This window comes from Pseudomonas sp. m6p (assembly GCF_055760375.1).
In genome coordinates this window covers 6,437,188-6,462,667 of record NZ_CM147084.1, presented here as the reverse complement: position 1 = coordinate 6,462,667, position 25,480 = coordinate 6,437,188, and the positions used below count along the sequence as shown (strand labels likewise).

Sequence of the window (25,480 nt, the reverse complement as noted above, 5' to 3'; positions counted from 1 at the left end):
GAAAGTCGATAAAAAGGACGCTGACTTTAGCACAGCTTCTTCAGGGTTCTGGCAATCGGCGAAAGGCTGTTATTGTTATGCACCTTTTCTGCATCAAATAGCCATCACTCGAATGGTCGATCAACCTCAGGAATGAATCTCACAGCATGCAACTTCGCGGCTTCAGCGGTACGTCCAATCGAGTTTTCGATTTCATTAGCCTGTGGATACTCCCCACCGGTTATTTCCTGCTCCTGTGCGCGCTGTTCTTTTTGCCGGGCCGAAGCCTTCATCACAAGTTGTTCTACGGGCTGTTCAGCATCCCGACACTGATCGCACTGTGCCTGCGCCCGCGTGAGCTCAAGGAGCTGCTGCGCGAGCCGATTTTCATCGCGGCCCTGCTGTTCGCTGCGTGGGCGTTGCTCAGCCTCGCCTGGGGGCCAGGCGGCGAGCCGCTCGGCGGAATGTTCAAGCCGCCACTGCATACCTTGCTGCTGTTTGCCGGCAGCTACCTGCTGGTGCGCTACCGCGCCGACATCCTGCAACCCTTGCTGTTCGGCGCAGCGCTGGTCGCCCTGATTGCAACCACCATTTTCCTGTTCATGTTCGCCCGGATCTATGAACCGGGGATGCGCCTGATTGGCGGCGGCGCCTTCGATAATCCGCTGCTCAGCTCTCACCTGTTCGGGTTCTTCAGCGCCTACTGGCTGAGCGTGACCATGACCTGCAAGCGCCGCCAGATGATGTGGCTCAGCGTACCGGCGATGGCCGTCATGTTCATGGCGGTGATCGGCACCGGCTCCAGAACGCCGCTGGTAGCACTGACCATGGCCGCGTTGTGGCTGTGTTTCATTTGCTGGAACCGACGTTCGGTAGGGTTATTGATCGCGCTGGCCCTGAGCGGCGCGACCGTTCTGACCCTGTTTGCGCAGATGATCATTGAACGAGGCGATTCCTACCGCCTGGAAATCTGGCAGAAAGTGCTGCACATGATTGCTGATCACCCCTGGATCGGCCATGGCTACAGCGCCAGCCTTTCCGTCGACCCCGGCAACGGTGTCAGTTTTCAGGAGCCGCACAGTTTTGTCCTGGGGGTCCTGTATTACGTCGGCATCATCGGCCTGCTGCCATGGCTGTTTTTCCTGCTATGGGGCCTGCTGAGCAGTTGGCGTCAGCGTGTACAGCCCATGCTGATCATTGCTTCGACCTGGCTGATATTCGGTATCGGCGCAGGCCTGACAGAAGGTGGCGGGATCATTTCGCGGCCCAAGGAGCACTGGTTCCTGCTGTGGATCCCGCTGGCACTGATCGCGGCGCTGAGCATCAATCAACGCGCGCGTCGGCTGTTGACCCTGCCCGTCCAAAAGCTGTCGGTGACAGGCCTTGAGCAATTGAGCCGCGAAGCCCGGATCATCGAAGAAGACGGCCTGGGCCCGAAAGTCCTGTGCCTGAGCGATGGCAGCTTCCTCAAACTGTTCCGTCGTCGCCGCTGGTACACCTCCGGCAGTTTCAACCCCTACTCCGAGCGGTTCGCAGTCAACAGCGAACAACTGCGCCAGATGGGAATTCCCACCCCGCAAGTATTGAACGTTTACCGTCTCGATGATGGCAGCAGTGCCGTGCATTACGCACCGTTGCCTGGCCACACCCTGCGTCAGGTACTGCAGAGCATTACCGCCCCGGCGGTGCGTCAGGCGTTGATCGAACGCTTCGGCAAATTCATGGCGCAATTGCATGAGAAAGGCGTGTACTTCCGCTCGCTGCACCTGGGCAACGTACTGGTACTGGAAGATGGCGAGTTCGGCTTGATTGATTTGGCCGACCTGCGCATCTACCCGACCCCGCTCAGCCTTTCGATGCGTCAACGCAATTTGCGTCATATGCAACGTTACACTGTCGACAAACGCTGGCTGTTCGAGGATCACCTCGATGCCCTGCTCCAGGGATACGCTGTGACGGCGTCCAAATCCGCAGTTGAAAACCTGCACAGGCAAGTGCTGGCCGGCAACGCCCCGGCCCGAGTTCAGTGATGATCGAAACCAATCCTCTTATTGCGCTGGCAGCCTACCTGCTGGCCATCGTCACCTCCGCGCTCCTGTTGCGCGCGGTGCCGAAAATTGCTCGGCACCTGCAGCATTCCGGCGAAAGCCGCTATGCGAGCATCGACGGTCTGCGCGGCTATCTGGCGTTTGGTGTGTTCGTGCACCATTCGATCATTACCTGGATCTTCTTGCGCACCGGCGTGATCGACTTCCCTCCGAGCAACTTCTATTCGATGCTGGGCCAGGGCAGCGTCGCGCTGTTCTTCATGATCACCGGGTTCCTGTTCTGGAGCCGCTTGCTCGCGCAAGGCCGCAACCATGACTGGCTGGCGTTCGGCGTCTCACGGGTATTTCGTCTGTACCCGCTGTACCTGCCATTGATGCTGCTGGTGTTCGTCTCGATCTTCCACTTGCAGAGCTGGCAGCTGAAAGAGCCGGGGCTGGAAGTGCTCAAGCAGGTTCTCGCCTGGCTGACGTTCGACCGCCCGGACATCAACCAGTACCGACACTCCGGCATGCTGATATCCAACGTCACCTGGACGCTGGCCTATGAAGTGTTTTTCTACCTGGCACTGCCATTGGCCGGACTGGTGTTCATCTACCGCGGCAGTTGGTTGCAAGTGGTGCTGTGCCTGATCGGCATCTACGCGCTGTACCAGATCATCGGTTGGGAGCATTCGCTGAAGAAACACTTTCTGGCGAGCTTCCTCGGCGGTATCGCCGCCGCGTACTGGATTCGCCGCCCGGCGCTTGTGGCATGGAGCCAGTCACGCCTGGCGAGCATCATCGCCGTGCTCGCGCTGGTGATTGCGTTCACCGCGTTCAGTCGGGCGTTCAAGACTGCGCCGCTGTTTTTGCTGACGCTGTTTTTCGTGATCGTGGCGTCAGGCAACAGCCTGTTCGGCGCGCTGAAACCACGCAGCATTCGCTGGCTCGGCGAAATCAGCTACAGCACTTACCTGCTGCACGGTTTCGTCCTGTGGCTGATGGTGCAACGGCTGCCGCTGCTGCTGGATATCGATGCGCGGGAAACTTCGGTGTACCTGCCCCTGGTGGCGATCTGCACGTGCCTGCTGATTCTGATCAGCAGCGTGACCTTCCTCTATATCGAGCAACCGGGCATGGCTGCCGGCAAGAAGGTTGTGCATTGGTTGCGCCAGCGCCAGAAGGGCGAAAAGCGCCTGCCGGAGAAAGTCGCTCGCTGAGTGCGAGCGACCATGACCTCAGTCCTTTTCCAGCGGAGAAAAGAGCAAACGCCCCAAGCCGCGCCAGGTTTTCTTGTTCCAGGCCTTGAACGGGATCTGTGCCAGCAGTTCGCGGGCCAGCTTGCGATTGCGGTTGGCGGTCTTGAGGAACATCGAGTTCAGCGCCTTGAAGCGTACTTCGTCATACAGCGGATGATCGCTGAACAGCGCATAGGTGCGCAGAATGTTCTCGATCATGAAGCGATGGTTCTTGTACGAGTTGGTGGCGTGCTTGCGGTAACGCGCCATCACCACGTTCAAACCGTCGATGAAGTAACCGGCGCGGGTCACCTTCAGCTCGATGTACAGATCCTCAAGGCGAATCGTCGGATCGAACCCACCCACCTTGTCCAGCGCCTCACGTCGGATCATCAGTGTTGGCGCCGGTGGATACGGCTTGCGCTCAAGGAACATATCGTCGAAATCCAGACGGCGGAACGGCACGTCACGGCGCTGACGCTTCTCCGGGTAAAGGCTGCCATCGGCGTGCATCAATTCGATGTTGCCGGCGCAGATCCCGACTTCGGGCTTGCCGTCCATGTACGCCACCTGGGTGGCGATTCTCTCCGGGTACATGATGTCGTCGGAGCCGAACGGCACGATCAGGCTGCCCTTCGAACGGGCGATAGCGCCATTGAGGGTATTGGTCAGACCCTGATTCTGCTGCACACGAAAATCGAAACCGTACTGCGCCTGCAACGCGCTGATGCGTTCGACACTGTCGTCCTTCGAGCCATCATCGACCACCAGCAGCTCGATGTTCTTGTAGGTCTGATTGAGGACGCTGAGGATGCTTTCCTCGATATACGGGCCGTGGTTGTACGAGGCGATGATCACCGTGACGAGGGCGTTGGCTTCACTCATGACTTGCTCTTCGCTCACGGCTGCTCCTTGCGGGCCTGTTCCAGGCCAGAATCGATCAAGTCCAGGTATTGCTGACGGAACACCTCGATGTCGTGTTGTTCCTGCAGGTAGCGATAAGCCTGCTCGCCCTTGGCCTTGAGTTCTTCATCCGATAGCGCGAGATAGTTGTCCAGCGCGGCGACCAGACTCGGTACATCCTTGGGTGTAATCGCCAAGCCACCGGCGCCTTCGATCAGCGGCAACATGGCCGGCACATTCGAGGCGATCACCGGCAGGTGTCCGCTCATGCCTTCGAGCAACGCCAGGCCCAGGCCTTCGGCCAGCGACGGCATGGTCCAGATGTCGAACGCACGCACGTATTGCAGGGCGTTTTCCTTGAAGCCCAGCAAGTGCGCACGCCCGCTCAGGCCCAGTTGTTCGATCTCGGCCGCCAGCGGCGCCTGCAGGCGCCCTGCTCCGATGATCGCCAATTGAGTGTTCGGGTATTTGTCTTTCAGTGCAGCGAACGCCTGCAGCAGATAAGTGTGCCCCTTGACCGACACCAACCGCCCCAGCGCGCCAATCAAACGCACATTCGGGTCGAGGCCCAACAGTTCGCGAGCTTTTTCGCGGCTGTGCTGCAAGCCCTCGGCCTGCTCGATGTCGATGGCATTGGTGATGGCGTAGGTGTTCTGGTCGGTGAAGCCGCAGTCGCAATCGAGCAGGTACTGCTTGACCGCCGGTGACACGCCGACGAAGCGCCAGTGCCGATCGATCAGACGCTGGGTCTGACGACGTCGGTAAAAGCGGTCGTATTCGCCGAAACCGTGGGAGATGCCAATGCACAGCGGCACCTTCAACCAGCGGTTGAGCGCCAGCATCATATTCACCGGCTTGAAGCGGTTGCAGATCACCACATCGAACTTTTCCCGACGGCAGAACTTGTACAGCTGCCACATCGCCCGCAGGCGCATGCCTTTGAGCGACTTGTCGGAAAACTCGAAGTACACCGAACGGTCAGCCCGGCTCACCGGCTCGCCCGGCCCCGGTTTGCCGCGCAGGAACGCCGCCGTGACTTCATAGCGATCAGCCGGTAACGCCTTGACGATCTGCTCGGCCAGGTCGGCGAAATCATGGGCTTTGACGTTGTAGTCGGGTTGCAGCTGCAACACCTTGGACCGTTGACTCATGACTCTCCCCGCTGATCGCCCGGTTCACCGTGCTTCAATAACCAGAACAATTCCTGGCGTCTGACCGCTTTTCGAAAAAACTCGTTTTCCCCGTATACCGAGGGTGTCCGCCCGGCGAGCAGGCGCTGAATCACGCGGCGCAGGCGGCGCTTGAATGGCGCCGGTGGTTGCAGGTCATGCATCATGCCCAGCGCCATGGCCTTGTCCCGCTGTTGTTCAAGGGACAGCGACAGGCACAGCGGCTGCATCGGCGCCGCCGCATCGAAGGCCGGCGGCAAGGCAATGCCCTGCCCGGTGTTGCCCATCGGCCAGCGGTCGTTGTCGTGCAAATGGTTGGCGTAACCGAGCAACGTCGGCTGCCAGTCGAGACTTTGGAGCGCTTGCAAAACCGCTTGCTGGGCGCAGATATGATCGGGATGCGGATCAAGGGTCGGGTGCGGCAACACAATCACGTCCGGACGGGCGCGCAGCAGCACTTCACGCAGGTCGGCCAGCAGGTTGTTCCAGGTCGGCGCACCATCGGCATCGCCCGGCAGAGTGAACGGATTCAACTGGCGAAACAGGCGCGTGTCATTCAAGTCCGCTTCGCGCGAACCTACCGCCTGATTCGGCGCAGCTTGCATCGCGGCCAGTTGCAGGCAGAAGTAACCGAGCTGCACGCAGTGTTCCTGAGGTACGCCGGCCCAACGTGGCACGGCGAGGCTGTCCCAGGCCCGCAGGCGACCCTTGAGTCGCGCCGCTTCGACCTTGTTCAGGCCCATCTGCTGATAGTGCTCGGCTTCGATCTCGCCTGCGGTCAGGGTGACAATCCAGGCTTCATCGGCCTGACTGTACAAACCGTAGGCCGCCAGCTCGGCGTCGTCGGCGTGTGGTGCAATCACCATCACCCGTTGACGGCGGTAGTCCCGTTGCTCCAGCGCCCACAAAACAGGCTCGCCAGAGACCCGGCAGAAGCGCCCGCGCAAACGCAACTGACCTTGCGACAGGGTTTGTGCCTGACCACTGAGGTTCAGGTAACGCAGGCCATTGACCCCGCGTTCGAAGGTTTGCGCATCCGGATTCGCCCCGCCGAGCAGTTCGACGCGCGGATCGAGGAAACGTCCCAGCCAAGTGCTTTTAACCTTTACCGCGAGGATCAACGTCGCTTCGTCGACCAGCATCACACCTTCATCCAGACGCAATTGTTCGCCGTTCAGATGCACCTTCGGCTGCGGTGTAAACGGCGGGAAGCTGTACTGGTAATCGTCTTTCGGCGAATAGAACAGGTGATCGGCAAACCACGCTTCATGGGCGATCCAGCCGACCACCGCGAGCACCAGCGGCAACCACCACGCGACCAGCACACCGAGCGCGATCAACACGATCAGGGCGATCAGCAAGGTGACGCGCTTGTTGCGGCGATGACGCTTGAGCAGTTGCTGTTTGCGGCTCATGGGCTGACTCATACGGTGAACACCGGCACGGGATTGCACCAGCGATCCTTGTATTCACGGTCGGCGCGACCGAAGGAAAACCGCAGCGGCTTGTTCAGTGCTCGCGCCTGTTCCCAGGCGCTTTGCGTATTGAGGAAGCTCAACACGCTGCCGGGGCTGAATTCGCGGGTTTCGGGGTCGACGCCGCCGTTGATGTACTCGACGCTGATCCACTCCGGCGCTTCGACGCGGTACACCAGTTGAATGGCGATCGGCGCATCATTGAGGAAAATCACCGAGCCGATCAACAGTTCGCGCAGCAGCTCGATGACTTCGCCCATACGCGCCGCGCCGGTGGCCGGAAAGCCCCAGCGGCGCTGGAACAGATCACAGTAGATCGCCGCCAGTTCGGCACTGGAAAACTCACTGACCGGACGCACCAGTCCACCCGCCTCTTCCAGCAGGCGCAGTTCGCGGCGCTGGTTGTAGCGAAACTTCTTCGACAATTCTTCGGGGGTGCGGGCCATGGCCAGTTGTTCGGTCTGCAACTTGAGGCCGCTGAAGCGGTTTTCGTTGAGCGTCGACAGATAGCGTGCGCGATGGCGCAGCGGCGCCTGGGCATCGGCGGCGGCCGGCAGGATCAACTCGGCATTGCCGAGGTCGAACAGGCCTTTCTTGCCGTTGCGCTTGAGCACATCTTTGGACAGCGCCAAATCACGGCCCCAGGTCGGGATTGCCGCTTTGACTTCGCCGTCCTGCTCCCAGGCCAGATAACGCACCGGGATGCCGGCCAGATCAGCCAGACGCTCGACGACCAAAGGATGGGTCGCGACACTGCCGCCAAAACGCTGCCAGGCGGTGGCATAGGTGGAGGCGTCAACGGGCGACCAGCCACGTTCGCGCCAGCCTTGAAATCGGTTGAGCATCAGCCCCTCGGTGCCAGATCGGTAACTTGCGGCAGACGCCAGAAGGTGTCGCGCACCGCACGGTCGGAGAAACGCTCACGCAGACGATCGAGCATCAGCTCGGCGCACTGCCGGCGTTGCTGATCATCCATACCGGCCAAATGTTGCAGGCCTTGTGCAAGGTGTTCGGCATCGCCCAGCGGAAACAGAATGCCCACGCCTTCGACCACTTCCTTGGCCCCGCCACAGGCAGTGGCGAGTAACGGCACGCCGGCGGCCATGGCTTCAAGCAACACCATGCCGAACGGTTCGTGATCGGAGCTCAGGGCAAACACATCGAAGGCGCGGAAGTAATTGCGCGCGTCCGGTACCTGACCGAGAAACAGCACCCGGTCACCGATGCCCAGTTCGCGCGCCAGCTCCTTGAGGTCCTGCTCCAGACGGCCCTTGCCGAGAATCACCAGCTGACTGTTGCCCGGCAAACCCGGCAACGCTGCAGCAAAACCGTGCAGCAATGTGGCCTGATCCTTGTCCGGGTGCAGCCGTCCAACGTTGCCGACAATGAACGCATCCGCCGCCAGACCGAGGGTCTCGCGAGCCTCGCGGGCTGACACCTGACTGGCCTGCAAGGCCGGCACATCAATGCGGTTGTACAAGGTCTGGATGCGGGTCGACGGCCATTTCGGCAGGCAGCGCCGCATGTCGTCGCGTACTGCGTCGGAGACGCCGAGCAGGCTCAGACGCTTGCGGAAAATGTGCGCGAACAGCTTGCGCGTGCCGCGTTTGTAATCGTCAAACGCGTGGTGCACGCCAATCACCGGCAGCGACGTGCCGAGCAAAGCGATGTAGATCGGCTTGAAGCGATGGGCGATGCAGAAACTGAAATTGCGTGAAGCGGCGATCTTGCGCAGATCACCGATGGCGCCCAGCTTCAGGCCACGAATGGCCTTGGAGCTGTATTCCATGAACAACACTTCATCGGAAGCACACGCCGCGGCCACCTCGCTGTCGGCGGCCCCGGTCAGAAAGACCGTGGTCACCCGATAACCGGTGCCCGCGAACAGGCTGGCGTACTGCCGTGCGCAGTCGAGGAACGGCCCGTCATAGCCGTGACAGAACTGCAGCACATGGCGTTCAGCCGAGCGAGTCATAAGCGTTTGCGCCCTCTTTGACCACCAGAATGTCTTCCATGATCAGGTACTGCAGATCGGAGCCGAAGAACATGTTCAGCGCGTCGGTCGGCGAGCAGATCATCGGTTCACCACGACGGTTCAACGAGGTGTTCAACGACACGCCGTTGCCGGTGAGGTTTTCCAGCGCCTTCATCATGTCGTAGTAACGCGGGTTGTATTCGCGCTTCAGGACCTGGGCACGGGAAGTGCCGTCTTCGTGAACGACCTCCGGCACGCGGGTCTTCCACTCTTCAGCCACTTCGAAAGTGAAGGTCATGAACGGCGCCGGGTGATCGATCTTGATCATCTGCGGTGCCACGGTGTCGAGCATCGACGGGCAGAAAGGCCTCCAGCGTTCGCGGAACTTGATCTGGTGGTTGATGCGGTCAGCCACACCGGCCACGCTCGGGCAACCGATGATCGAACGACCACCGAGCGCACGCGGGCCGAACTCCATGCGGCCCTGGAACCAAGCCACCGGGTTGCCATCGACCATGATTTTGGCGATCTGCTCCGGCATGTTGTCGAGCTTGCGCCAGGTCGGCTTGTTCTCGTGACGGGCGCACGCGGCGATCACGTCTTCGTTGCTGTACGACGGGCCGAGATAGACGTGTTCCATCTTCTCGACCGGCACGCCACGGGCGTGGGACACATAGGCCGCTGCGCCAACCGCGGTGCCGGCATCGCCGGACGCAGGCTGGACGAACAGCTCCTTGATGTCATCGCGGGCAATGATTTTCTGGTTCAGCTTGACGTTCAATGCACAGCCGCCAGCGAAGGCCAGCTTGCCGGTTTCCTTGAGCACATCGCCCAGGTAGTAGTCGATCATCTGCAACGCCAGTTTCTCGAACAGCGCTTGCATGCTCGCGGCGTAGTGGATGTAAGGTTCGTCGGCGATATCGCCTTCACGCTTCGGACCCAGCCACTCGATCAGCTTCGGCGAGAAGTAGAAGCCTTTGCCCTTCTCTTTGTAGCGACGCAGGCCGATCACGTTGGCGTAGTCGGTGTTGATCACCAGCTCGCCGTTCTCGAACGAGGCCAGACGCGAGAAATCGTATTTGCTGGCGTCGCCGTACGGCGCCATGCCCATGACCTTGAACTCACCGTCGAGCATCTCGAAACCGAGGAACTCGGTGATCGCGCCATACAGGCCGCCGAGGGAGTCCGGATCGAAGAATTCCTTGATCTTGTGGATCTTGCCGTTTTCGCCGTAACCGAAGAAGGTCGTGGCGTACTCGCCCTTGCCGTCGATCCCGAGGATCGCGGTTTTCTCTTTGAAACCCGAGCAGTGGTAAGCGCTGGAGGCGTGAGCCAGATGGTGCTCGACTGGTTCGATCTTGATCTTCTTCGGATCAAAACCCAGTTGCTCCAGGCACCAGACGATCTTGTTGCGATAGCGCTTGTAGCGACGGTTGCCCATCAGGATCGCGTCGAGGGCGCGATCCGGCGCGTACCAGTAACGCTTGGCGTAGTGCCAGCGCGCCTTGCCGAACAGGCTGATCGGGGCGAACGGAATCGCCACCACGTCAACGTCGGACGGCTTGATACCGGCCTGTTCCAGGCAGAACTTCGCCGATTCGTAGGGCATGCGGTTCTTTGCATGCTTATCGCGGACGAAGCGCTCTTCTTCAGCCGCCGCCACCAGCTTGCCGTCGATGTACAAGGCGGCTGAAGGGTCATGGCTAAGGGCGCCGGACAGGCCAAGAATCGTCAATGCCACAGGGTCTAGCCTCTTTAGTCTGCATTCAGGCGCGATGCGCCTTGAAAATTGATGTGCCCTCGCACCGGGCGAGAGACAGCTAAAGGGCGGGATTATAGCGTAAAGATGGCGGGAATGACCCAGAGGTTAATTGACACGGGGAGAACGCTTTCGCCTTGCCTGAGCGACAGGCTGGCATGCCCACGCTCAGCGCCGTCCCTTCGCACACTTTCCGAAGAGTGTCCCTGGCGCAGTAGCGATAACAAATATTGTTTAAACACCGCTGGTCGCGACTGTCATTTCTGACAGTAGCCCACAACAAATCATTACGCTTATATATCTAGACAGCAGGTATTACCACTCGCGCATTTGTTATTAATTTCGCATAGGAAAGCAGACAATGAACACACTAACCAACTCTAAAAACAACAACGCCCCTGACCCGACTTTTGGCGTTGAAGGCAAGGTACTGTTCAATCTACCAGGCATATCAAATCCTGGCTCTTCCGTATTACAAACCGATGGGAAAATCCTCAGCGTTATTGCAGTCGGAGATCGTCTGGCGCTCGTACGACATCTGAATACCGGCGTTGTAGACAGCCTTTTTGGCGATCAGGGCATAAAGTACATCGACCTTGTCCCTCGTCAGCCCATCACAAAAGCATGGATTACCCTGCAATCCGATGGCAAGGCCGTTATATTTGGCTCTTTCGGCCGTTTAGATAAGCTCGTGCATAATGTGTTTCTTATCAGGGTTCTGCCCGAAGGTGATCTCGACCTCTCATTTGGTGAGGGTGGTCGACTCATCTTTAATGAATCTTCTGGAAAGCAAAAATGTAATTGCATTGCAATACAGGACGACGGGGAAATTGTGTTCGTGAGCACAGAGGTTTCCGGCGTTGAGGACGACAAAGTCATTATCCGACGCATTCTCGATAACGGTAAGCCAGATAGCAGCTTCGGGTCGAATGGCGAAGTGTATGCCGGCAAAATTTACATCTCGTCAATACTCACATTGAAGTCTGGAAAATTGCTCTTTGCAGGATCCAGAAATGGCAAGCTGATGTTTACCCGCTACTTGGAAAATGGCGAGCTTGATACTTCCTTTGGCGACGATGGATTTGCCATCATTCCTGTAAAGAGCAGTCTGGCAGCGCAGATCACAGGAATTGCACAACAATCGGATGGAAAATTTGTCGCTTCGGGTCATGCCCGCTTTGAGGGCAAGGAACAGCCTCTGGTCACTCGCATCCATTCAGATGGAAAGCTGGACGATTCATTTTACGGGGGGACACCTAACATTGAAGCGTATGACGGCGGCGCCATACACTCGACAATAACCATTCAGTCCGACAACAAAGCTGTAGCTGCCGGAGCGTCGTTCGGCAATGCCGAAAGAGCCGATTTTATGCTGATGCGCTATCTCGAAAACGGAAAAGTAGACCCCACTTTTGGCACCGACGGGAGAATCATGACGAATCTTGGGGGGATTGATCTGGCCAACCGCATCCATATACAAAACGACGGCAAACTTCTAGTAACAGGGGATGTGACTGAATACCTGACAACCAGCTTTATAGGGATGGTGCGCTATCTGAACACGTAAAAAACAGCGCAGGCGTCGCCTTTCAAGAGAGGCGCAAGCCGCACCGCCGCCATCGCGAGCAAGCCCGCTCCCACAGGGAGTTCTGAACGACCAGAACGACTGTGGAAGCGGGCTTGCACACAACAGGACCGATAGCCCAGATTCAGCCAGCGCTAGAGCTGTCCTTGGGAAGACGTTGGTCAATGACTTGATAAAGCGCGCTTCCTTCAGGCCAATTGCGCATAAACCGCGCGCGATCCCTGGCATAGGCGGGGGCAAAGCTGCCGGAAGAACCGTGCTGACACATCGAATCCAGGTCGATCAGCGCCCAGCGATCCTCCTGCCAGAACAGGTTATGCCCCTTGAAGTCGCCATGACTGATGCGCTCGGCAATCAATCGGGCGAACAGTTGATCCAGCGCCTGCAACTCGGATTCCGGCGCTGCACCGCTTTCAACATACGGCGCAAAGCGCTCGATGATGTCCGGCCCCGGCAGGAACTCGGTCACCAGATAGGCGCGACTGCGCAGCCACAGAAAGCGCTTTTCCAGCACTGCCAGTGGTTTCGGCGTGGCGATGCCGAGGAACGCCAGGCGATTGCCTTCACGCCACGAATGCCACGCGCGGCTCGGACGCCAGAAGCGCTTGAGCCAGTGCGCAACGCCTTTGATGTTGTAGCGCTTGATCACCAGTGTGCGCCCGGCCACCTCGACTTTGCCAACGCTCGCCGCGCCGCCGGTCTTGTACAGATGGCCCTGATCGAGCAGTGCATCGGCCTGACCCAGCACCGGCAGCATCGCGGCTTCTTCCTCGCGGCGGATTGCGCGCAAGCCAAATGCACCGCGCTGCACACTGAACAACGTGCACTCGCGACCCACCTTGATCAGGTAATCCTTCAGTCGCCAGGCGCGCACCTTGGCGATCTGCTTCTGCAACGCTTCCAGCGGCAGCGCATGCTCGCTGTTGCTCAGCAGGTAATACACCAGCAATTCTTCGGTGAACGGCTCCAGAGACTTGGGCAACTGGGCGAAAAACACCCCGAGGTTTTCCAGCACCTTCTGCCGCGACAACGGCTGGCCAGCAGTTTCGGCACAGATCCCGGCACCGTCGATCAAGTACAACTGACCGCCCTGGCGCAGCAGGTTGTCGAGGTGCAGATCTTCCTGCCACAAGCCTTTGCCATGCAGTTGACCGATAGCACCCAGTGCCTCGGCGAGCACCGCCGATTGCTCGTCCGCCAGCACTGGCAGTGATTCGACTTTCTGCCAGGCCTCACCGAGGCTTTCGGCACCTTCGAGAAATTCGAACAACAGCCAGCCACCCTCGCCGTCCTGCAAGCCATCAGCCAGCAACAGTGGCGTGGTCAGGCCTTGTTCGGCGAGCAGCTTGACGCCCGCCAGCTCACGCTGAAAATGCCGTGCAGCCTTGCTGCCTACCAGCAATTTGGCCAGCACCGGCCGGCCGCGCCAGACCCCGGCACCGACATAGCGCTGCCCCGGCAACACCCGCAGCAGACTGAGCAACTGCAGATCCGCAGGACCGGCCGCATCAGCGAGGCTGATCGTCAGCGGCAGACTCGGCGCACGCCCGGCGTTTTTCAGTTCGGACAAGCGCATCAACGGGTCTCCTTGCGACTGCGCCGTGCGGTCAGGCGCGTCACCCAACTGTCGACCAGTGAGCTGTCGACTGGCTGATCGAGATAGGCCGCGAGCAACTCGCGCAATTGCGCCTCGCTCCATTCCGGGGCGCGACGCAGCAGCGGCTCCAGATCCTTGACCCGGTCGCGCATGCCGAACAGCAGGGGCCGGGTCTTTTCCAGGTCGATCAACTGCGCCTTATACGCGTCGCCATCAGCCTGCAAAAAGATGTGTTTCGGATAAAAGCAGCCGTGCACCTGACGCACGCCGTGCAGCTGGCGCGCCAGCTGTCCACAGGCCTTGAGAATGGCCGATTGCTGCGCGGCGCTCAGCTCGGACCAGCGTTGCAACAGCGAATCAAGGTCGTCCCAGCCGTCGAGGGCACGGGTCAGCAGGATCGCCTGAACATCGCCCTTGACCTTGCGCTCGCCGAAAAACGCCGCTTGCAGCGCAGGAATTCCCAGCTTGTTGTAGCGGCTGATATTGCGAAACTCGCGGGCAAAACTCGGTTCGCCGAACGGCGCATGCAGGGTGCGGGTCAGGTAATTGCTCTGCCGTTTGAGGTAGTAGGCCTGACCTTCCAGCTCCAGGCGAAACACGCTGCTCCAGCCACCGCCATCGGTGTTCGGTTCGTCCACGGCTTCGAGCTGCTTGGCCCAGAGCGCGTCGAAAGTGCCGAGGCCATGACGCTCAAGCAGCGCCCGGTCTTCAGCAGCCAGGAAATCAGTCATTCGCGTCCCTCGAAAAATCTCACCACGTGGCGAATCCGTTTCTTGTCGGCGGCATTCAGCCGATCACGTCCGCGGTATTGCAGGTAAAAGCGCAGGCGCTGGGTGTTCGACAGGTGATATTTGGCCACCTTGTCGAGACAGGCCAGATCCTTGGTGATCCGGTATTTGAGCCAAAAGCCGCGCCAGAAATCGCCGTTCGGGCAGTCGATCAAAAACAGCTGCGCCTGATCGTCGATCAGCAGGTTGCGCCACTTCAGATCGTTATGGGTAAAGCGGTGGTCGTGCATGGTTCGCGTGTAGCCGGCCAGTTGCCGGCTGATGCCATCAACCCACAGGCGATCCTTGAGTTTCGGATCGTTGCGTTCGGCCAGCGCCGACAGGTCTTCGGTGCGCGGCAGCTCGCGGGTGATCATCGCGCCACGGGCATAAGCCGCGCCACGTCGCTCCAGACCCCAGGCCACCACTTCGGCGGTGGGAATGCCCCACTTGGCGAAGCGCTTGAGGTTCTGCCACTCCATCTTCACCCGTGGCTTGCCCAGGTAGCGGCGCAAGCCTTTGCCAGCGCCGACGTAGCGTTTGACGTAGTAATTGACGCCGTTGCGCTGCACGCGGATGACTTCGGACAGCGGATCACGGGTCAGGCGCTCGCCCTGCAGAGCAAACACCGCTTCGAGGCTGCCGAAATCTTCGCTCAGTTCGCTGTATTGCGGCTCAAGAGTCCAACCCGCCATCAGAGCGCATCCCCGTAACGCTGTTTGCGCGCATAAAGCTTGTTGGCCTTGCCTTCGAGCCAGCTCAACAGCGGCGCTTCTTCCGCCAGAACTTGCCGCAGCGGTTGCTGGAAGTAGCCTTTGAGGAAACGCAGCTTGTCGCGACGGGTCAGACCGATGTCCAGCGCCGAAAAATACAGCGCGGCCAGATCCTTGTTGCGCCAGCGTTGAGTAATCTTTGCACGGGTCTGCGCGCGGTGCAGGTCGATTACCGAGAGCTTGAAATCGTCCGGCGTGACCGGCTTGTCGGTGTGCAGCAGGAAATGGCAGATGTAGCAGTCGCGGTGGTTGACCCCGGCGCGGTGCATCATGCCGGTCATGCGTGCCACTTCAGCGATCAGCGCGCGCTTGAGTTTCGGCCGCGGCGGGTTCTTGACCCAATCGATACTGAAATCTTCGAGGCTGACGGTCGGCGCCAGCTCTTCGGTGACGATGAACGAATGCTGATCCGCCGGGTTGCTGCCCTTCTCGCCGTAAGCCACGGCGGTCATGGTCGGCACGCCGACTGCCTGCAAACGCTGGATTGCCTGCCATTCCTGACCCGCGCCGAGCACCGGCAGCTTGGCGGTCAGCAGGTTCTTGAAGATCTCGCCCCAGCCGATGCCCCGGTGGATCTTGACGAAAAATCCGTTGCCGTCGACTTCCGTGCGCAGCGTGCGTCGAGCTTCCAGCTCGCGATAGACCTCGCCCTGCAAGCCTTCGACTTCGGCGAACGGGTCGCGCCCGGCCCACAGGCTCTTGAACGGTTCAGCCAGCATCAACTTCATTTAAGCGTGCTCCGCCAGAATCACATCGGCCGCGTGCTGCGGCATGCTGTAGAGGTCGGCCGTCTCGGCGAAGGCCAGACCATTGCGGCTCCAGGCCACGCGTGCAGCGTCGTCACTCAACATGTCAGTCAGGTACTGCGTCAGTTGCGCCTGCTCGAACGGTTCGTCCAGCACGCGCCCGGCATCCGCCTCGGCGATGTAATGGGCGTAACCGCAGACCGCGCTGACCAGCACCGGCAAACCGGCCACCAGCGCTTCGAGCAGCACGGTACCGGTGTTTTCGTTGTACGCCGGGTGGATCAACAAGTCGGCGCCGAGCAGGAATCGCGGGATATCGCTGCGGCCCTTGAGGAACGTCACGTTGTCGCCCAGGCCCAAAGTGGCACTCTGCATCTGGAACAATTTGGGGTCATCCTGGCCGATTACAAACAGCCGGGTGCGTTTCTTCAGCTCGGCAGGCAGTGCCGCCAGCGCCTTGAGGCTGCGATCGACGCCCTTGGTCTTGAACCCGGAACCGATCTGCACCAGCAGCAGTTCGTCGTCCTTGAGGTTGAATTCGGCGCGGAAACCGGCGCGAATCTGGTCGGCATCCGCCGGCCGCCGACGATCCTGGGCGATACCCGGCGGCAGCAGATGGAAGCGCTCAAGCGGCGTGTCGTAATGCTTGATGAACAGCGGCTGCTGCACTTCGGAAATCATCAGCACTTCGGTTTTCGCGTCTTTGGCGAACACCGCGCGCTCGTACTCGGCGAAGTGGCGATAGCGGCCCCAACGGCGATACAGCGAATGGCGCAGGTTCTGCGCCTTGTCTTCGAAGCAGCCGTCGGCGGCGTAATAGACGTCCAGACCCGGCATCTTGTTGAAGCCGATCAAGCGGTCCACCGGACGCTTGGCCAGATCCGCTTCCATCCACGCCGTGAGTTTCTCGTTGCGACGGTGGTTGAAGAACGCCTTGACCGGCGCCACCAGCACTTCGAAACCGGGAGGCACGTCGCCTTCCCAGATCAGCGTGTAGACGCGGATCTGGTGACCGCGCTTCTGGCATTCGAGGGCGATGCGCATGAAGTCGCGCTGCAAGCCACCGAACGGGAAATATTTGTACAGGACAAAAGCCAATTGCATCAGCGCAGCTCCTCAGCCATTAACAACGTGCTCAGACGGCTGGCGACACGCTCGGGATTTACACGCGTAAAGCACAGAGGCTGCTCGCGCTTGAGGTCAAACTGACGGGCATCCTGCGCAGTCGGTTGGTAGGTACATTTCTTTTGCAGGCACGGAGCGCAAGGGAAATCACTGGCCATGTGAATCTGCACCTTGCCGTAGGCGCCGGTCAGGCCCGGGTTGGTCGGGCCGAACAGCGAAATCGTCGGCACATCCAGCGCGGCGGCCAAATGACCGAGACCGGTGTCTACCGCCACACAAGCCTGGGCGCCGGCCAGCACTTTGCCGACCCCGGCCAGATTCAGCTTCGGCAGCACTTCGGCGTGTTTGAAACCGGCGGCAATCCGTTCGGCGCGGGCCTTCTCCAGCGGGTTGCCCCACGGCAGTTTGACCCCGACGCCCAGATAGCCGACGCGTTCGGTCAGCTCGCGCCAGTAGGCTTCCGGCCAGTGCTTGGTGTCCCACGTGGTGCCGTGCAGGAACACCACGAACGCACTCTTGCGCGGCAATTCCACCAGACGCTCGACGTTGAGGCCGTAGTCGCCCAACCCTTTGGGCAGGTCATAGCCGAGGGCGATGGCGAACAGCTGACGCACCCGTTCGACCGCATGCTGCCCACGGGCCACCGCCAGTTTGCGGTCATAGAAACGTGCAGCGATCGGCTCGCGCGCCGAGCCTTTGTCGAGGCCGGCCACCGGGGCTTTGACGTAGCGCGTCAGCCAGGCACTTTTCAACAGACCCTGAGCGTCGATCACCAGATCGTATTGGCTGGCACGCACACTTTGCTTGAAGCGCTTCCACTCGCCGCTCTTGAGGGTCTGCCAGAGGTTCTTGCGCCAGCGACGGATCGCCACCGGGATCACCTTGCCGACGGCCGGGTGCCACGTCGGGATCTCGGCGAAGCCTTCTTCCACCACCCAGTCGAACTTGATCCCGGGGATGGCCCGGGCCGCGTCGGTCAGCGCCGGCAACGCGTGAATCACGTCGCCCAGCGATGAAGTCTTGATCAGCAATACCCGCAACTTAATGAACCTCGACCACGGAGCCCTGCAGTTTCTGCAAGGCGTCGTTGACCGCGTCCGGCATCAGCTGGCGCAGGCAGTTGTAATGGCCGAACCGGCAGGTACGGTCGAAGCACGGGCTGCAATCCAGACCCAGTCGAACGATTTCCACGTGCTCGGCCAGCGGCGGGGTGAAACCCGGCGACGTCGAGCCGTAGACCGCCACCAACGGACGGTTCAACGCCGCAGCCACGTGCATCAGGCCAGAGTCGTTGGACACCACCGAATCGGCACAGGACAGCAGGTCGATGGCCTCAGCCAGCGAGGTGCCGCCGCTGAGGTTGACCGACTCTTCACGCAAGCCGGGAATCAGCCGCGCACGGATGTCTTCGCCCACCGCGTGGTCGTTTTTCGAACCGAACAACCACACCTGCCAGCCTTCGCGAATCCGCGCTTCGGCGACCTTGGCGTAATGCTCGGACGGCCAGCGCTTGGACTCGCCGAATTCGGCACCGGGGCACAGCGCCAACACCGGACGGTCGAGAGTCAAACCGAACTTGGCCAGTGCCGCTTCGCGGGTCACTGGATCGATTTGCAGGCTCGGACGTGGATACGGTTTCGGCAGTTCGGCGTTCGGCTCGTAAGCCAGGGCCATGAAGCGCTCGATCATCAGCGGATAACGTTCTTTATCCAGCGTGCGCACGTCATTGAGCAGACCGTAGCGGAATTCGCCGCGCCAGCCGGTGCGTTGCTTGATGCCAGCAAAAAAAGGCACCAGCGCCGACTTCAGCGAATTCGGCAGCAGGATCGCCTGATCGTACTGGCCGGCCAGGGATTTGCCGATTCGCCGACGCGTCGCCAGCTCCAGCGCGCCATGGCCGAGCGGAAAGCTCAAGGCCTTGCGCACTTCGGGCATGCGTTCAAGGATCGGCCGGCTCCACTCGGGGGCCAGCACGTCGATTTCGCATTGCGGGTGGCGCTGTTTGAGACACTGAAACAGTGTCTGCGCCATCACCATGTCACCGACCCAACTGGGCCCAACGATCAGAATATTCATGTGGTTTCCATAAACGAACCGGGGAGGCATTTACGCCTCCCCGCCTCGAGAATCACTGAGGGAGCGGCGCTGCTTGCGATGGGTCATTACCTTCAACATGACTGTCGACTGTCACTCCGCTATCGCGAGCAGGCTCGCTCCTACATGGTTTTGCATCTGTTCACATACCTGCGACTCACCGCAGATTACTGTGGGAGCGAGCCTGCTCGCGAAGGGGCCGAATCATTCAGCATTGATATTGACTGACACTCCGCATTCGCGAGCAGGCTCGCTCCCACCTTTTGAATCTCATTGCCTTCACTGGCGCGTTTCAGCTTAGCCCCAGCTCTTTCCAGATCCGCAATACCTGCCGGCGTTCCTCGACAAACTGGTCGCCTGCAATCACCCCGGCGTCCTTCTGCAAGGCCTGCCGGTGGGCGGCGGAGCGGTAAGCCTTATAGACTTCGCGCAACAGGCTGGCGTCTTCGGCGGGCATCAGCCCTTCGTGTTCCAGCTCTTCCAGAATGCGGATGTTATCGGTCCAGCGCAGCAATGGCGGGTGGCTGTGCGACCACGCCAGGGCCGCGTATTGCACCATAAATTCAATATCGACGATACCTCCGGCGTCCTGCTTGAGGTCGAACGGCGCCGTGGCCTCGAAGGCATTAGCCGCCGTACCGGCTGCGGTGCCCTTGGTGCCGAGGTTGTCGCGCATCTTGGCGCGCATCTCGCTGACTTCCTGTTGCAATTTCGCCAGATCCCGCGCTTTGCCCAAAACCTGCGCGCGGACTTTCTCGAAGGCCTGGCCGACATCCTGACTGCCCACCAACACCCGCGCCCGCACCAGCGCCTGATGCTCCCACGTCCAGGCTTCATTTTCCTGATAGCGCTCGAAGGCACCGAGTGAACTGACCAACAGCCCCGACGCGCCGGACGGGCGCAAACGCATGTCCACTTCGTACAGCTGACCAGAGTTGGTCTGCGCCGTCAGCAAGTGAATGATCCGCTGCCCCAGCCGGGTGAAGAACTGCGCGCCATCGATCGGTTTCGGCCCGTCGGTTTCCGCCTGCGGATCGCCGTCATGGATGAACACCAGATCCAGGTCCGAACCATGCCCCAGTTCCAGCCCGCCGACTTTGCCATAACCGACAATGATGAAGCCGGGATCGCACAAACTGCCGTCAGTGCGCAGCGGCGTGCCGTACTTGGCCACGGTCTGGCGCCAGGCCAGGGCCAGTACTTGCTCGAGAATCGCTTCAGCCAGCCAGGTCAGGTAATCGCTGACTTTCATCAACGGCAGGCTGCCGGCGATTTCCGACGCTGCAACCCGCAAACGGTGCGCGAGTTTGAAGTGACGCAGCGCCTCCATCTGCTGTTCGAGGTCGTCTTCGGGGATCCGCGTCAGCCGCTCGCGCAGCTCGGCGGCGAGTTCCGGCGCCAGTGGCGGCTTGAACAGCCGGCCTTCATTGAGCAACTCGTCAAGCAGCAATGGAAAACGGGTGATCTGCTCAGCAATCCACGGACTGGCCGCGCACAGCGTCAGCAAACGCCGCAAGGCGCCGGGGTTTTCCGTCAGCAGGACTAAATAAGCCGAACGCCGGGCCACCGCTTCGACCAGTGGCAGCACCCGCTCCAGCACCAGATCCGGGTTGTCATGTTCCACCGCCTGAGCCAGCAGACGCGGAATAAACGCATCGAGACGTTCGCGACCCAGGCGCTGCATCGCACGCAATTGCGGGCTGCCACGCAAACTGGCCAGCGCTTTCAGCGCTTTGCTCGCGTCCTTGAAGCCGCCTTCTTCCAATTGTCGGCAAGCGGCCTCCTCATCCTGCGCCTCTTCCCACAGCGGCAACCACTCACCACCGACCACCACTTCGCAGTCGGCGCCCTCTTCTTCATCGGGATCGGCGATCACCTGCGCGAAGTGCCAGGCCACGCGCCCGCGCCAGAACATCAGTTTTTCGTGGAAGGCCTGCCAATCGGCGAAACCAAGCATGAACGCGATCCGCGCCTGATCCTGAGTGCCGTCCGGCAACATCTGGGTCTGGCGGTCGGCAATCGCCTGGATCGCATGCTCGGTGTAACGCAAAAATTCATAGCCTTCGCGCAATTCACTGATCACTGCCGGCGGCAGATAGCCTTGCCCTTCCAGCGTGCTCAGCACCTTTAATAGAGGACGCTGTTGCAGGCTGAGGTCGCGCCCGCCGTGAATCAACTGAAAAGCCTGGGCAATGAACTCGACCTCGCGGATACCGCCGGAGCCGAGTTTGATGTTGTCGGCCATGCCCTTGCGCCGCACTTCTTGCTGGATCAACTGCTTCATGGTGCGCAGCGCTTCGATCGCCGAGAAATCCAGATAACGCCGATAGACGAAGGGGCGCAGCATGTCGAGCAACTGCGCGCCGGCAGTCTGATCGCCGGCCACCACCCGCGCCTTGATCATCGCATAGCGTTCCCAGTCGCGGCCCTGATCCTGGTAATACTGCTCCAGTGCATTGAAGCTCAGCACCAGCGCGCCGGATGAACCGTACGGGCGCAGGCGCATGTCGACGCGGAATACAAAGCCGTCGACGGTCATCGGGTCGAGGGCCTTGATCAGGCGCTGACCGAGACGAATGAAGAATTCCTGATTATCCAGCGCGCGTTTCACGCCGACGGTTTCGCCGCCCTCGGGGTAGGCAAAGATCAGGTCGATGTCCGACGACAGGTTCAACTCCACCGCGCCGAGCTTGCCCATGCCGAGAATGACCATCTGTTGCGGCAGACCGCTGCGCCGACCGGTCGGCGTGCCGAACTGCTGGCAATGGCGGCTGTACAGCCATTGATAAGCCTGATCGATGGTGGCGTCGGCCATGTCTGAAAGATCGCGGCAGGTCTGCACCAGGTCGGCCTGGCGGTTCAGGTCGCGCCAGATGATTCGTACCTGATGGCGAGCGCGCTGGCGACGCAGGACACGACCGAGCTCATCTTCGCTTTGCGCGGTGTTCACGCCGGCGGCAATCTGCGCGCAGAGTTCACCCGGCGCGTACGGCCGGTCGAGTTCGCCGGACTGCACCAGCGTCAGCAACATCAAAGGGTCACGAACGCTCTGTTCAATGACGAAATCGCTGGCGGCGCCGACGCGGGCGAATTGCGCCCAGCGTTCCGGGGTCCAGCTGGAGAAGCCGTGATCGTCTTCCAGCGCGGCGACGGCCGTACGGAACGACTGCTCGGATCGAGTGACCAACGGCAAGAGAATGGCGGGGAGTTCGGCAAGCACGGGCAGGGTCATGGTCTATCCTTGATCGGCGTGTAAATGGCCGCTTGTAGTGTTTGATGAAAACCCGCTACGCGAAGGACTGTCGAACAAAAGTTAGAAATAGCTGAAATTTCTTCTTCTTTGGCATCCAGCATCAAACTTTCACCTTTTTCGGATGGTAATCGACCAACCTTAACGATTATTCTCACAACGCAGTCGGAGGCCACAAGCCTTTCCTCTGTAGTTTTACTACTCGTCTATACAGGCGAAAGGCTGAAATGCTCAAAGATTTGTAGTAAAACTACACGCCGCCGGAACAACCTGTCGGCAATCCAAGAATTTTAAATCGTCTGCCCACAAGGCCAGTCGCAAACTCAGGCAACCGATTCTGGAAGCCTTTCCGCCCTGGAGCAAGCCATGCAAGACCTCGATCCCGTCGAAACCCAGGAATGGCTGGACGCCCTGGAATCGGTTCTCGACAAAGAAGGCGAAGACCGTGCTCACTATCTGATGACCCGTATGGGTGAACTGGCGACCCGCAGCGGTTCGCAGCTCCCTTACGCCATCACCACGCCTTACCGCAACACCATCCCGGTAACCCACGAAGCACGCATGCCTGGCGACCTGTTCATGGAACGCCGCATTCGCTCGCTGGTGCGCTGGAACGCGATGGCCATGGTAATGCGTACGAACCTGAAAGATTCTGACCTGGGTGGTCACATCTCCAGCTTCGCTTCCAGCGCGACCCTGTATGACATCGGCTTCAACTACTTCTTCCAGGCCCCGACCGACGAACACGGCGGCGACCTGATCTACTTCCAGGGCCACACCTCGCCAGGCGTTTACGCCCGTGCGTTCATGGAAGGCCGCATTACCGAAGACCAGATGAACAACTTCCGCCAGGAAGTCGACGGTCAGGGCCTCTCGTCCTATCCGCACCCTTGGCTGATGCCTGACTTCTGGCAGTTCCCGACCGTATCCATGGGTCTGGGTCCGATCCAGGCGATCTACCAGGCACGCTTCATGAAGTACCTGGAACACCGCGGTTTCATCCAGCCGGGCAAACAGAAAGTCTGGTGTTTCCTGGGCGACGGCGAGTGCGACGAGCCGGAATCCCTGGGCGCCATCTCCCTGGCCGGCCGCGAGAAGCTGGACAACCTGATCTTCGTCATCAACTGCAACCTGCAGCGCCTCGACGGCCCGGTTCGCGGCAACGGCAAGATCATCCAGGAACTCGAAGGCGTGTTCCGCGGTGCACAGTGGAACGTGACCAAAGTCATCTGGGGCCGTTTCTGGGACCCACTGCTGGCCAAGGACGTCGACGGCATCCTGCAACGTCGCATGGACGAAGTCATCGACGGCGAGTACCAGAACTACAAAGCCAAAGACGGCGCGTTCGTTCGCGAGCACTTCTTCAACACGCCTGAACTCAAGGCGATGGTTGCCGATCTGTCCGACGACGAGATCTGGAAACTCAACCGTGGCGGCCACGACCCGTACAAGGTCTATGCGGCGTACCACGAAGCGGTCAACCACAAAGAACAACCAACCGTCATCCTGGCCAAGACCATCAAGGGTTATGGCACCGGTGCCGGCGAAGCGAAAAACACTGCGCACAACACCAAGAAAGTCGACGTCGACAGCCTGAAGTTGTTCCGCGACCGCTTCGACATCCCGGTCAAGGACGAAGAGCTGGAGAACCTGCCGTTCTTCAAGCCAGAGCCGAACAGCGCCGAAGCCCGCTACCTGAGCGAGCGCCGTGCCGCACTGGGCGGTTTCGTACCGCAGCGCCGCGCGCAGAGCTTCAGCGTACCGACCCCGGATCTGGACACCCTGAAAGCCATCCTCGATGGTTCGGGCGACCGTGAAATTTCCACCACCATGGCCTTCGTGCGCATCCTCGCGCAACTGGTCAAGGACAAGGAAATCGGCCCGCGCATCGTGCCGATCATCCCGGACGAAGCCCGTACCTTCGGTATGGAAGGCATGTTCCGTCAGTTGGGCATCTACTCCTCCGTCGGCCAGCTCTACGAGCCAGTCGATAAAGACCAGGTGATGTTCTACAAGGAAGACCAGAAAGGTCAGATCCTTGAAGAAGGCATCAACGAAGCAGGCGCCATGAGCTCGTTCATCGCTGCCGGTACTTCGTACTCCAGCCACAACCAGCCGATGCTGCCGTTCTACATCTTCTACTCGATGTTCGGCTTCCAGCGTATCGGTGACCTGGCCTGGGCCGCTGGCGACAGCCGTACCCGTGGCTTCCTGATCGGCGGCACCGCCGGCCGTACCACCCTGAACGGTGAAGGCCTGCAGCACGAAGACGGTCACAGCCACCTGCTGGCCGCGACCATCCCGAACTGCCGCACCTACGATCCAACCTACGGCTACGAGCTGGCGGTGATCATTCAGGACGGCATGAAGAAGATGACCGAAGAACAACAGGACATCTTCTACTACATCACCGTGATGAACGAGTCGTACCAGCAGCCAGCCATGCCGGCCGGTGCCGAAGAAGGCATCAAGAAAGGCATGTACCTGCTCGAAGAAGACACCCGCGATGCGGCGCATCACGTACAGCTGATGGGCTCCGGCACCATCCTGCGTGAAGTGCGTGAAGCGGCGAAGATCCTGCGTGAAGAATTCAACATCGGCGCTGACGTATGGAGCGTCACCAGCTTCAACGAACTGCGTCGCGACGGCCTGGCCGTAGAGCGCAGCAACCGTCTCAAGCCTGGCCAGAAGCCCAAGCAGAGCTACGTTGAAGAGTGCCTGAGCGGCCGTAAGGGTCCGGTGATTGCCTCTACCGACTACATGAAGCTGTTCGCCGAGCAGATCCGTCAGTGGGTACCGTCCAAGGAATTCAAAGTCCTGGGCACCGACGGTTTCGGCCGCAGCGACAGCCGCAAGAAACTGCGTCATTTCTTCGAAGTCGACCGTCATTTCGTGGTGTTGGCAGCCCTGGAAGCACTGGCTGACCGTGGTGATATCGAACCTAAAGTGGTGGCCGAGGCCATCGTCAAGTTCGGCATCGACCCGGAAAAACGCAACCCACTGGACTGCTGAGGAGAC

The 25,480-nt window shown here is 60.1% G+C and carries 19 protein-coding genes; 4 read left to right on the top strand and 15 right to left on the bottom strand.

All coding sequences use genetic code 11. From position 1 onward, the window contains the following. Nucleotides 1–146 precede the first annotated feature (146 nt). Entirely contained in the window at nucleotides 147–2,009 is a 1,863-nt protein-coding gene (locus tag ACYZUM_RS29460; RefSeq protein WP_108181492.1) for a bifunctional O-antigen ligase/aminoglycoside phosphotransferase family protein, read from the top strand. Further along, on the top strand, nucleotides 2,009–3,226 hold the full coding sequence (locus tag ACYZUM_RS29455; RefSeq protein WP_108181491.1) for an acyltransferase family protein: 1,218 nt from the start codon (nucleotides 2,009–2,011) through the stop codon (nucleotides 3,224–3,226). The genes ACYZUM_RS29460 and ACYZUM_RS29455 overlap by 1 nt, the downstream gene beginning before the upstream one ends. 18 nt (nucleotides 3,227–3,244) lie before the next feature. On the opposite strand, the gene ACYZUM_RS29450 is transcribed toward ACYZUM_RS29455, so the two are convergent. Genes ACYZUM_RS29450 through ACYZUM_RS29425 form a run of 6 tightly spaced genes read right to left on the bottom strand, consistent with a single transcriptional unit; the run spans nucleotide 3,245 to nucleotide 10,507 of the window. Beyond that, nucleotides 3,245–4,129, bottom strand: coding sequence for a glycosyltransferase (locus tag ACYZUM_RS29450; RefSeq protein ID WP_108184357.1), 885 nt, complete (start codon nucleotides 4,127–4,129; stop codon nucleotides 3,245–3,247). Nucleotides 4,130–4,143: 14 nt separating this feature from the next. Continuing rightward, complete coding sequence (locus tag ACYZUM_RS29445) at nucleotides 4,144–5,298, bottom strand: glycosyltransferase family 4 protein (protein ID WP_041065819.1); 1,155 nt, start codon at nucleotides 5,296–5,298, stop codon at nucleotides 4,144–4,146. After that, nucleotides 5,295–6,731, bottom strand: a complete 1,437-nt coding sequence (locus ACYZUM_RS29440) for a PIG-L deacetylase family protein (RefSeq protein WP_108181490.1) — start codon at nucleotides 6,729–6,731, stop codon at nucleotides 5,295–5,297. Before ACYZUM_RS29440 ends, ACYZUM_RS29445 begins: the two co-directional genes overlap by 4 nt. Before the next feature lie 8 nt (nucleotides 6,732–6,739). Then, nucleotides 6,740–7,636: an antimicrobial resistance protein Mig-14 gene (locus ACYZUM_RS29435; protein ID WP_108181489.1), complete on the bottom strand. Its 897-nt coding sequence runs from the start codon at nucleotides 7,634–7,636 to the stop codon at nucleotides 6,740–6,742. Continuing rightward, nucleotides 7,636–8,766, bottom strand: coding sequence for a glycosyltransferase (locus ACYZUM_RS29430; RefSeq protein WP_027611372.1), 1,131 nt, complete (start codon nucleotides 8,764–8,766; stop codon nucleotides 7,636–7,638). Before ACYZUM_RS29430 ends, ACYZUM_RS29435 begins: the two co-directional genes overlap by 1 nt. Then, on the bottom strand, nucleotides 8,750–10,507 hold the full coding sequence (locus ACYZUM_RS29425) for a carbamoyltransferase family protein (RefSeq protein WP_007967355.1): 1,758 nt from the start codon (nucleotides 10,505–10,507) through the stop codon (nucleotides 8,750–8,752). Before ACYZUM_RS29425 ends, ACYZUM_RS29430 begins: the two co-directional genes overlap by 17 nt. A gap of 379 nt (nucleotides 10,508–10,886) precedes the next feature. Here ACYZUM_RS29425 and ACYZUM_RS29420 point away from each other — a divergent pair, with 379 nt between their 5' ends. Further along, the gene (locus ACYZUM_RS29420) at nucleotides 10,887–12,092 is read left to right on the top strand and encodes an NHL repeat-containing protein (protein WP_108181488.1); all 1,206 of its coding nucleotides are present in this window, start codon (nucleotides 10,887–10,889) and stop codon (nucleotides 12,090–12,092) included. Between the two features lie 142 nt (nucleotides 12,093–12,234). Here ACYZUM_RS29420 and ACYZUM_RS29415 read toward each other — a convergent pair whose 3' ends face one another. The 9 genes from ACYZUM_RS29415 to ACYZUM_RS29375 form a co-directional block, all read right to left on the bottom strand. Beyond that, nucleotides 12,235–13,686, bottom strand: a complete 1,452-nt coding sequence (locus tag ACYZUM_RS29415; protein WP_108181487.1) for a lipopolysaccharide kinase InaA family protein — start codon at nucleotides 13,684–13,686, stop codon at nucleotides 12,235–12,237. Continuing rightward, a complete protein-coding gene (locus tag ACYZUM_RS29410; RefSeq protein WP_108181486.1) occupies nucleotides 13,686–14,438 on the bottom strand; it encodes a lipopolysaccharide kinase InaA family protein in 753 nt (250 codons plus the stop codon). Before ACYZUM_RS29410 ends, ACYZUM_RS29415 begins: the two co-directional genes overlap by 1 nt. Continuing rightward, nucleotides 14,435–15,169: a lipopolysaccharide kinase InaA family protein gene (locus ACYZUM_RS29405; RefSeq protein WP_041065844.1), complete on the bottom strand. Its 735-nt coding sequence runs from the start codon at nucleotides 15,167–15,169 to the stop codon at nucleotides 14,435–14,437. Before ACYZUM_RS29405 ends, ACYZUM_RS29410 begins: the two co-directional genes overlap by 4 nt. Continuing rightward, a complete protein-coding gene (rfaP, locus tag ACYZUM_RS29400) occupies nucleotides 15,169–15,975 on the bottom strand; it encodes a lipopolysaccharide core heptose(I) kinase RfaP (protein ID WP_108181485.1) in 807 nt (268 codons plus the stop codon). Before rfaP ends, ACYZUM_RS29405 begins: the two co-directional genes overlap by 1 nt. After that, a complete protein-coding gene (locus tag ACYZUM_RS29395) occupies nucleotides 15,976–17,097 on the bottom strand; it encodes a glycosyltransferase family 4 protein (protein WP_142579696.1) in 1,122 nt (373 codons plus the stop codon). Then, nucleotides 17,097–18,158, bottom strand: a complete 1,062-nt coding sequence (gene waaC / locus ACYZUM_RS29390) for a lipopolysaccharide heptosyltransferase I (RefSeq protein ID WP_108181483.1) — start codon at nucleotides 18,156–18,158, stop codon at nucleotides 17,097–17,099. Before waaC ends, ACYZUM_RS29395 begins: the two co-directional genes overlap by 1 nt. Nucleotide 18,159: 1 nt before the next feature. Beyond that, the gene (gene waaF / locus ACYZUM_RS29385) at nucleotides 18,160–19,194 is read right to left on the bottom strand and encodes a lipopolysaccharide heptosyltransferase II (RefSeq protein ID WP_047290935.1); all 1,035 of its coding nucleotides are present in this window, start codon (nucleotides 19,192–19,194) and stop codon (nucleotides 18,160–18,162) included. A 310-nt stretch (nucleotides 19,195–19,504) separates the two neighbouring features. Then, on the bottom strand, nucleotides 19,505–22,444 hold the full coding sequence (gene glnE, locus ACYZUM_RS29380; RefSeq protein WP_108181482.1) for a bifunctional [glutamate--ammonia ligase]-adenylyl-L-tyrosine phosphorylase/[glutamate--ammonia-ligase] adenylyltransferase: 2,940 nt from the start codon (nucleotides 22,442–22,444) through the stop codon (nucleotides 19,505–19,507). Next, nucleotides 22,441–22,566 carry a hypothetical protein gene (locus tag ACYZUM_RS29375; RefSeq protein ID WP_256198919.1) on the bottom strand — a complete coding sequence of 42 codons (126 nt, stop codon included), beginning with the start codon at nucleotides 22,564–22,566 and terminating at the stop codon, nucleotides 22,441–22,443. Before ACYZUM_RS29375 ends, glnE begins: the two co-directional genes overlap by 4 nt. A 262-nt stretch (nucleotides 22,567–22,828) precedes the next feature. Between ACYZUM_RS29375 and aceE the strand changes: the two genes are divergently transcribed. After that, nucleotides 22,829–25,474, top strand: a complete 2,646-nt coding sequence (gene aceE / locus ACYZUM_RS29370; RefSeq protein ID WP_003220999.1) for a pyruvate dehydrogenase (acetyl-transferring), homodimeric type — start codon at nucleotides 22,829–22,831, stop codon at nucleotides 25,472–25,474. Nucleotides 25,475–25,480 lie beyond the last annotated feature (6 nt).

What these genes read in the sequence shown, in the direction of transcription:
- ACYZUM_RS29460 (WP_108181492.1), top strand. Translation starts at nt 147, where the DNA reads ATGCAACTTCGCGGCTTCAGCGGTACGTCCAATCGAGTTTTCGATTTC.
- ACYZUM_RS29455 (WP_108181491.1), top strand. Translation starts at nt 2,009, where the DNA reads ATGATCGAAACCAATCCTCTTATTGCGCTGGCAGCCTACCTGCTGGCC.
- ACYZUM_RS29450 (WP_108184357.1), bottom strand. Translation starts at nt 4,129, where the DNA reads ATGAGTGAAGCCAACGCCCTCGTCACGGTGATCATCGCCTCGTACAAC.
- ACYZUM_RS29445 (WP_041065819.1), bottom strand. Translation starts at nt 5,298, where the DNA reads ATGAGTCAACGGTCCAAGGTGTTGCAGCTGCAACCCGACTACAACGTC.
- ACYZUM_RS29440 (WP_108181490.1), bottom strand. Translation starts at nt 6,731, where the DNA reads ATGAGCCGCAAACAGCAACTGCTCAAGCGTCATCGCCGCAACAAGCGC.
- ACYZUM_RS29435 (WP_108181489.1), bottom strand. Translation starts at nt 7,636, where the DNA reads ATGCTCAACCGATTTCAAGGCTGGCGCGAACGTGGCTGGTCGCCCGTT.
- ACYZUM_RS29430 (WP_027611372.1), bottom strand. Translation starts at nt 8,766, where the DNA reads ATGACTCGCTCGGCTGAACGCCATGTGCTGCAGTTCTGTCACGGCTAT.
- ACYZUM_RS29420 (WP_108181488.1), top strand. Translation starts at nt 10,887, where the DNA reads ATGAACACACTAACCAACTCTAAAAACAACAACGCCCCTGACCCGACT.
- ACYZUM_RS29415 (WP_108181487.1), bottom strand. Translation starts at nt 13,686, where the DNA reads ATGCGCTTGTCCGAACTGAAAAACGCCGGGCGTGCGCCGAGTCTGCCG.
- ACYZUM_RS29410 (WP_108181486.1), bottom strand. Translation starts at nt 14,438, where the DNA reads ATGACTGATTTCCTGGCTGCTGAAGACCGGGCGCTGCTTGAGCGTCAT.
- ACYZUM_RS29405 (WP_041065844.1), bottom strand. Translation starts at nt 15,169, where the DNA reads ATGGCGGGTTGGACTCTTGAGCCGCAATACAGCGAACTGAGCGAAGAT.
- rfaP (WP_108181485.1), bottom strand. Translation starts at nt 15,975, where the DNA reads ATGAAGTTGATGCTGGCTGAACCGTTCAAGAGCCTGTGGGCCGGGCGC.
- ACYZUM_RS29395 (WP_142579696.1), bottom strand. Translation starts at nt 17,097, where the DNA reads ATGCAATTGGCTTTTGTCCTGTACAAATATTTCCCGTTCGGTGGCTTG.
- waaF (WP_047290935.1), bottom strand. Translation starts at nt 19,194, where the DNA reads ATGAATATTCTGATCGTTGGGCCCAGTTGGGTCGGTGACATGGTGATG.
- glnE (WP_108181482.1), bottom strand. Translation starts at nt 22,444, where the DNA reads ATGACCCTGCCCGTGCTTGCCGAACTCCCCGCCATTCTCTTGCCGTTG.
- ACYZUM_RS29375 (WP_256198919.1), bottom strand. Translation starts at nt 22,566, where the DNA reads ATGCTGGATGCCAAAGAAGAAGAAATTTCAGCTATTTCTAACTTTTGT.
- aceE (WP_003220999.1), top strand. Translation starts at nt 22,829, where the DNA reads ATGCAAGACCTCGATCCCGTCGAAACCCAGGAATGGCTGGACGCCCTG.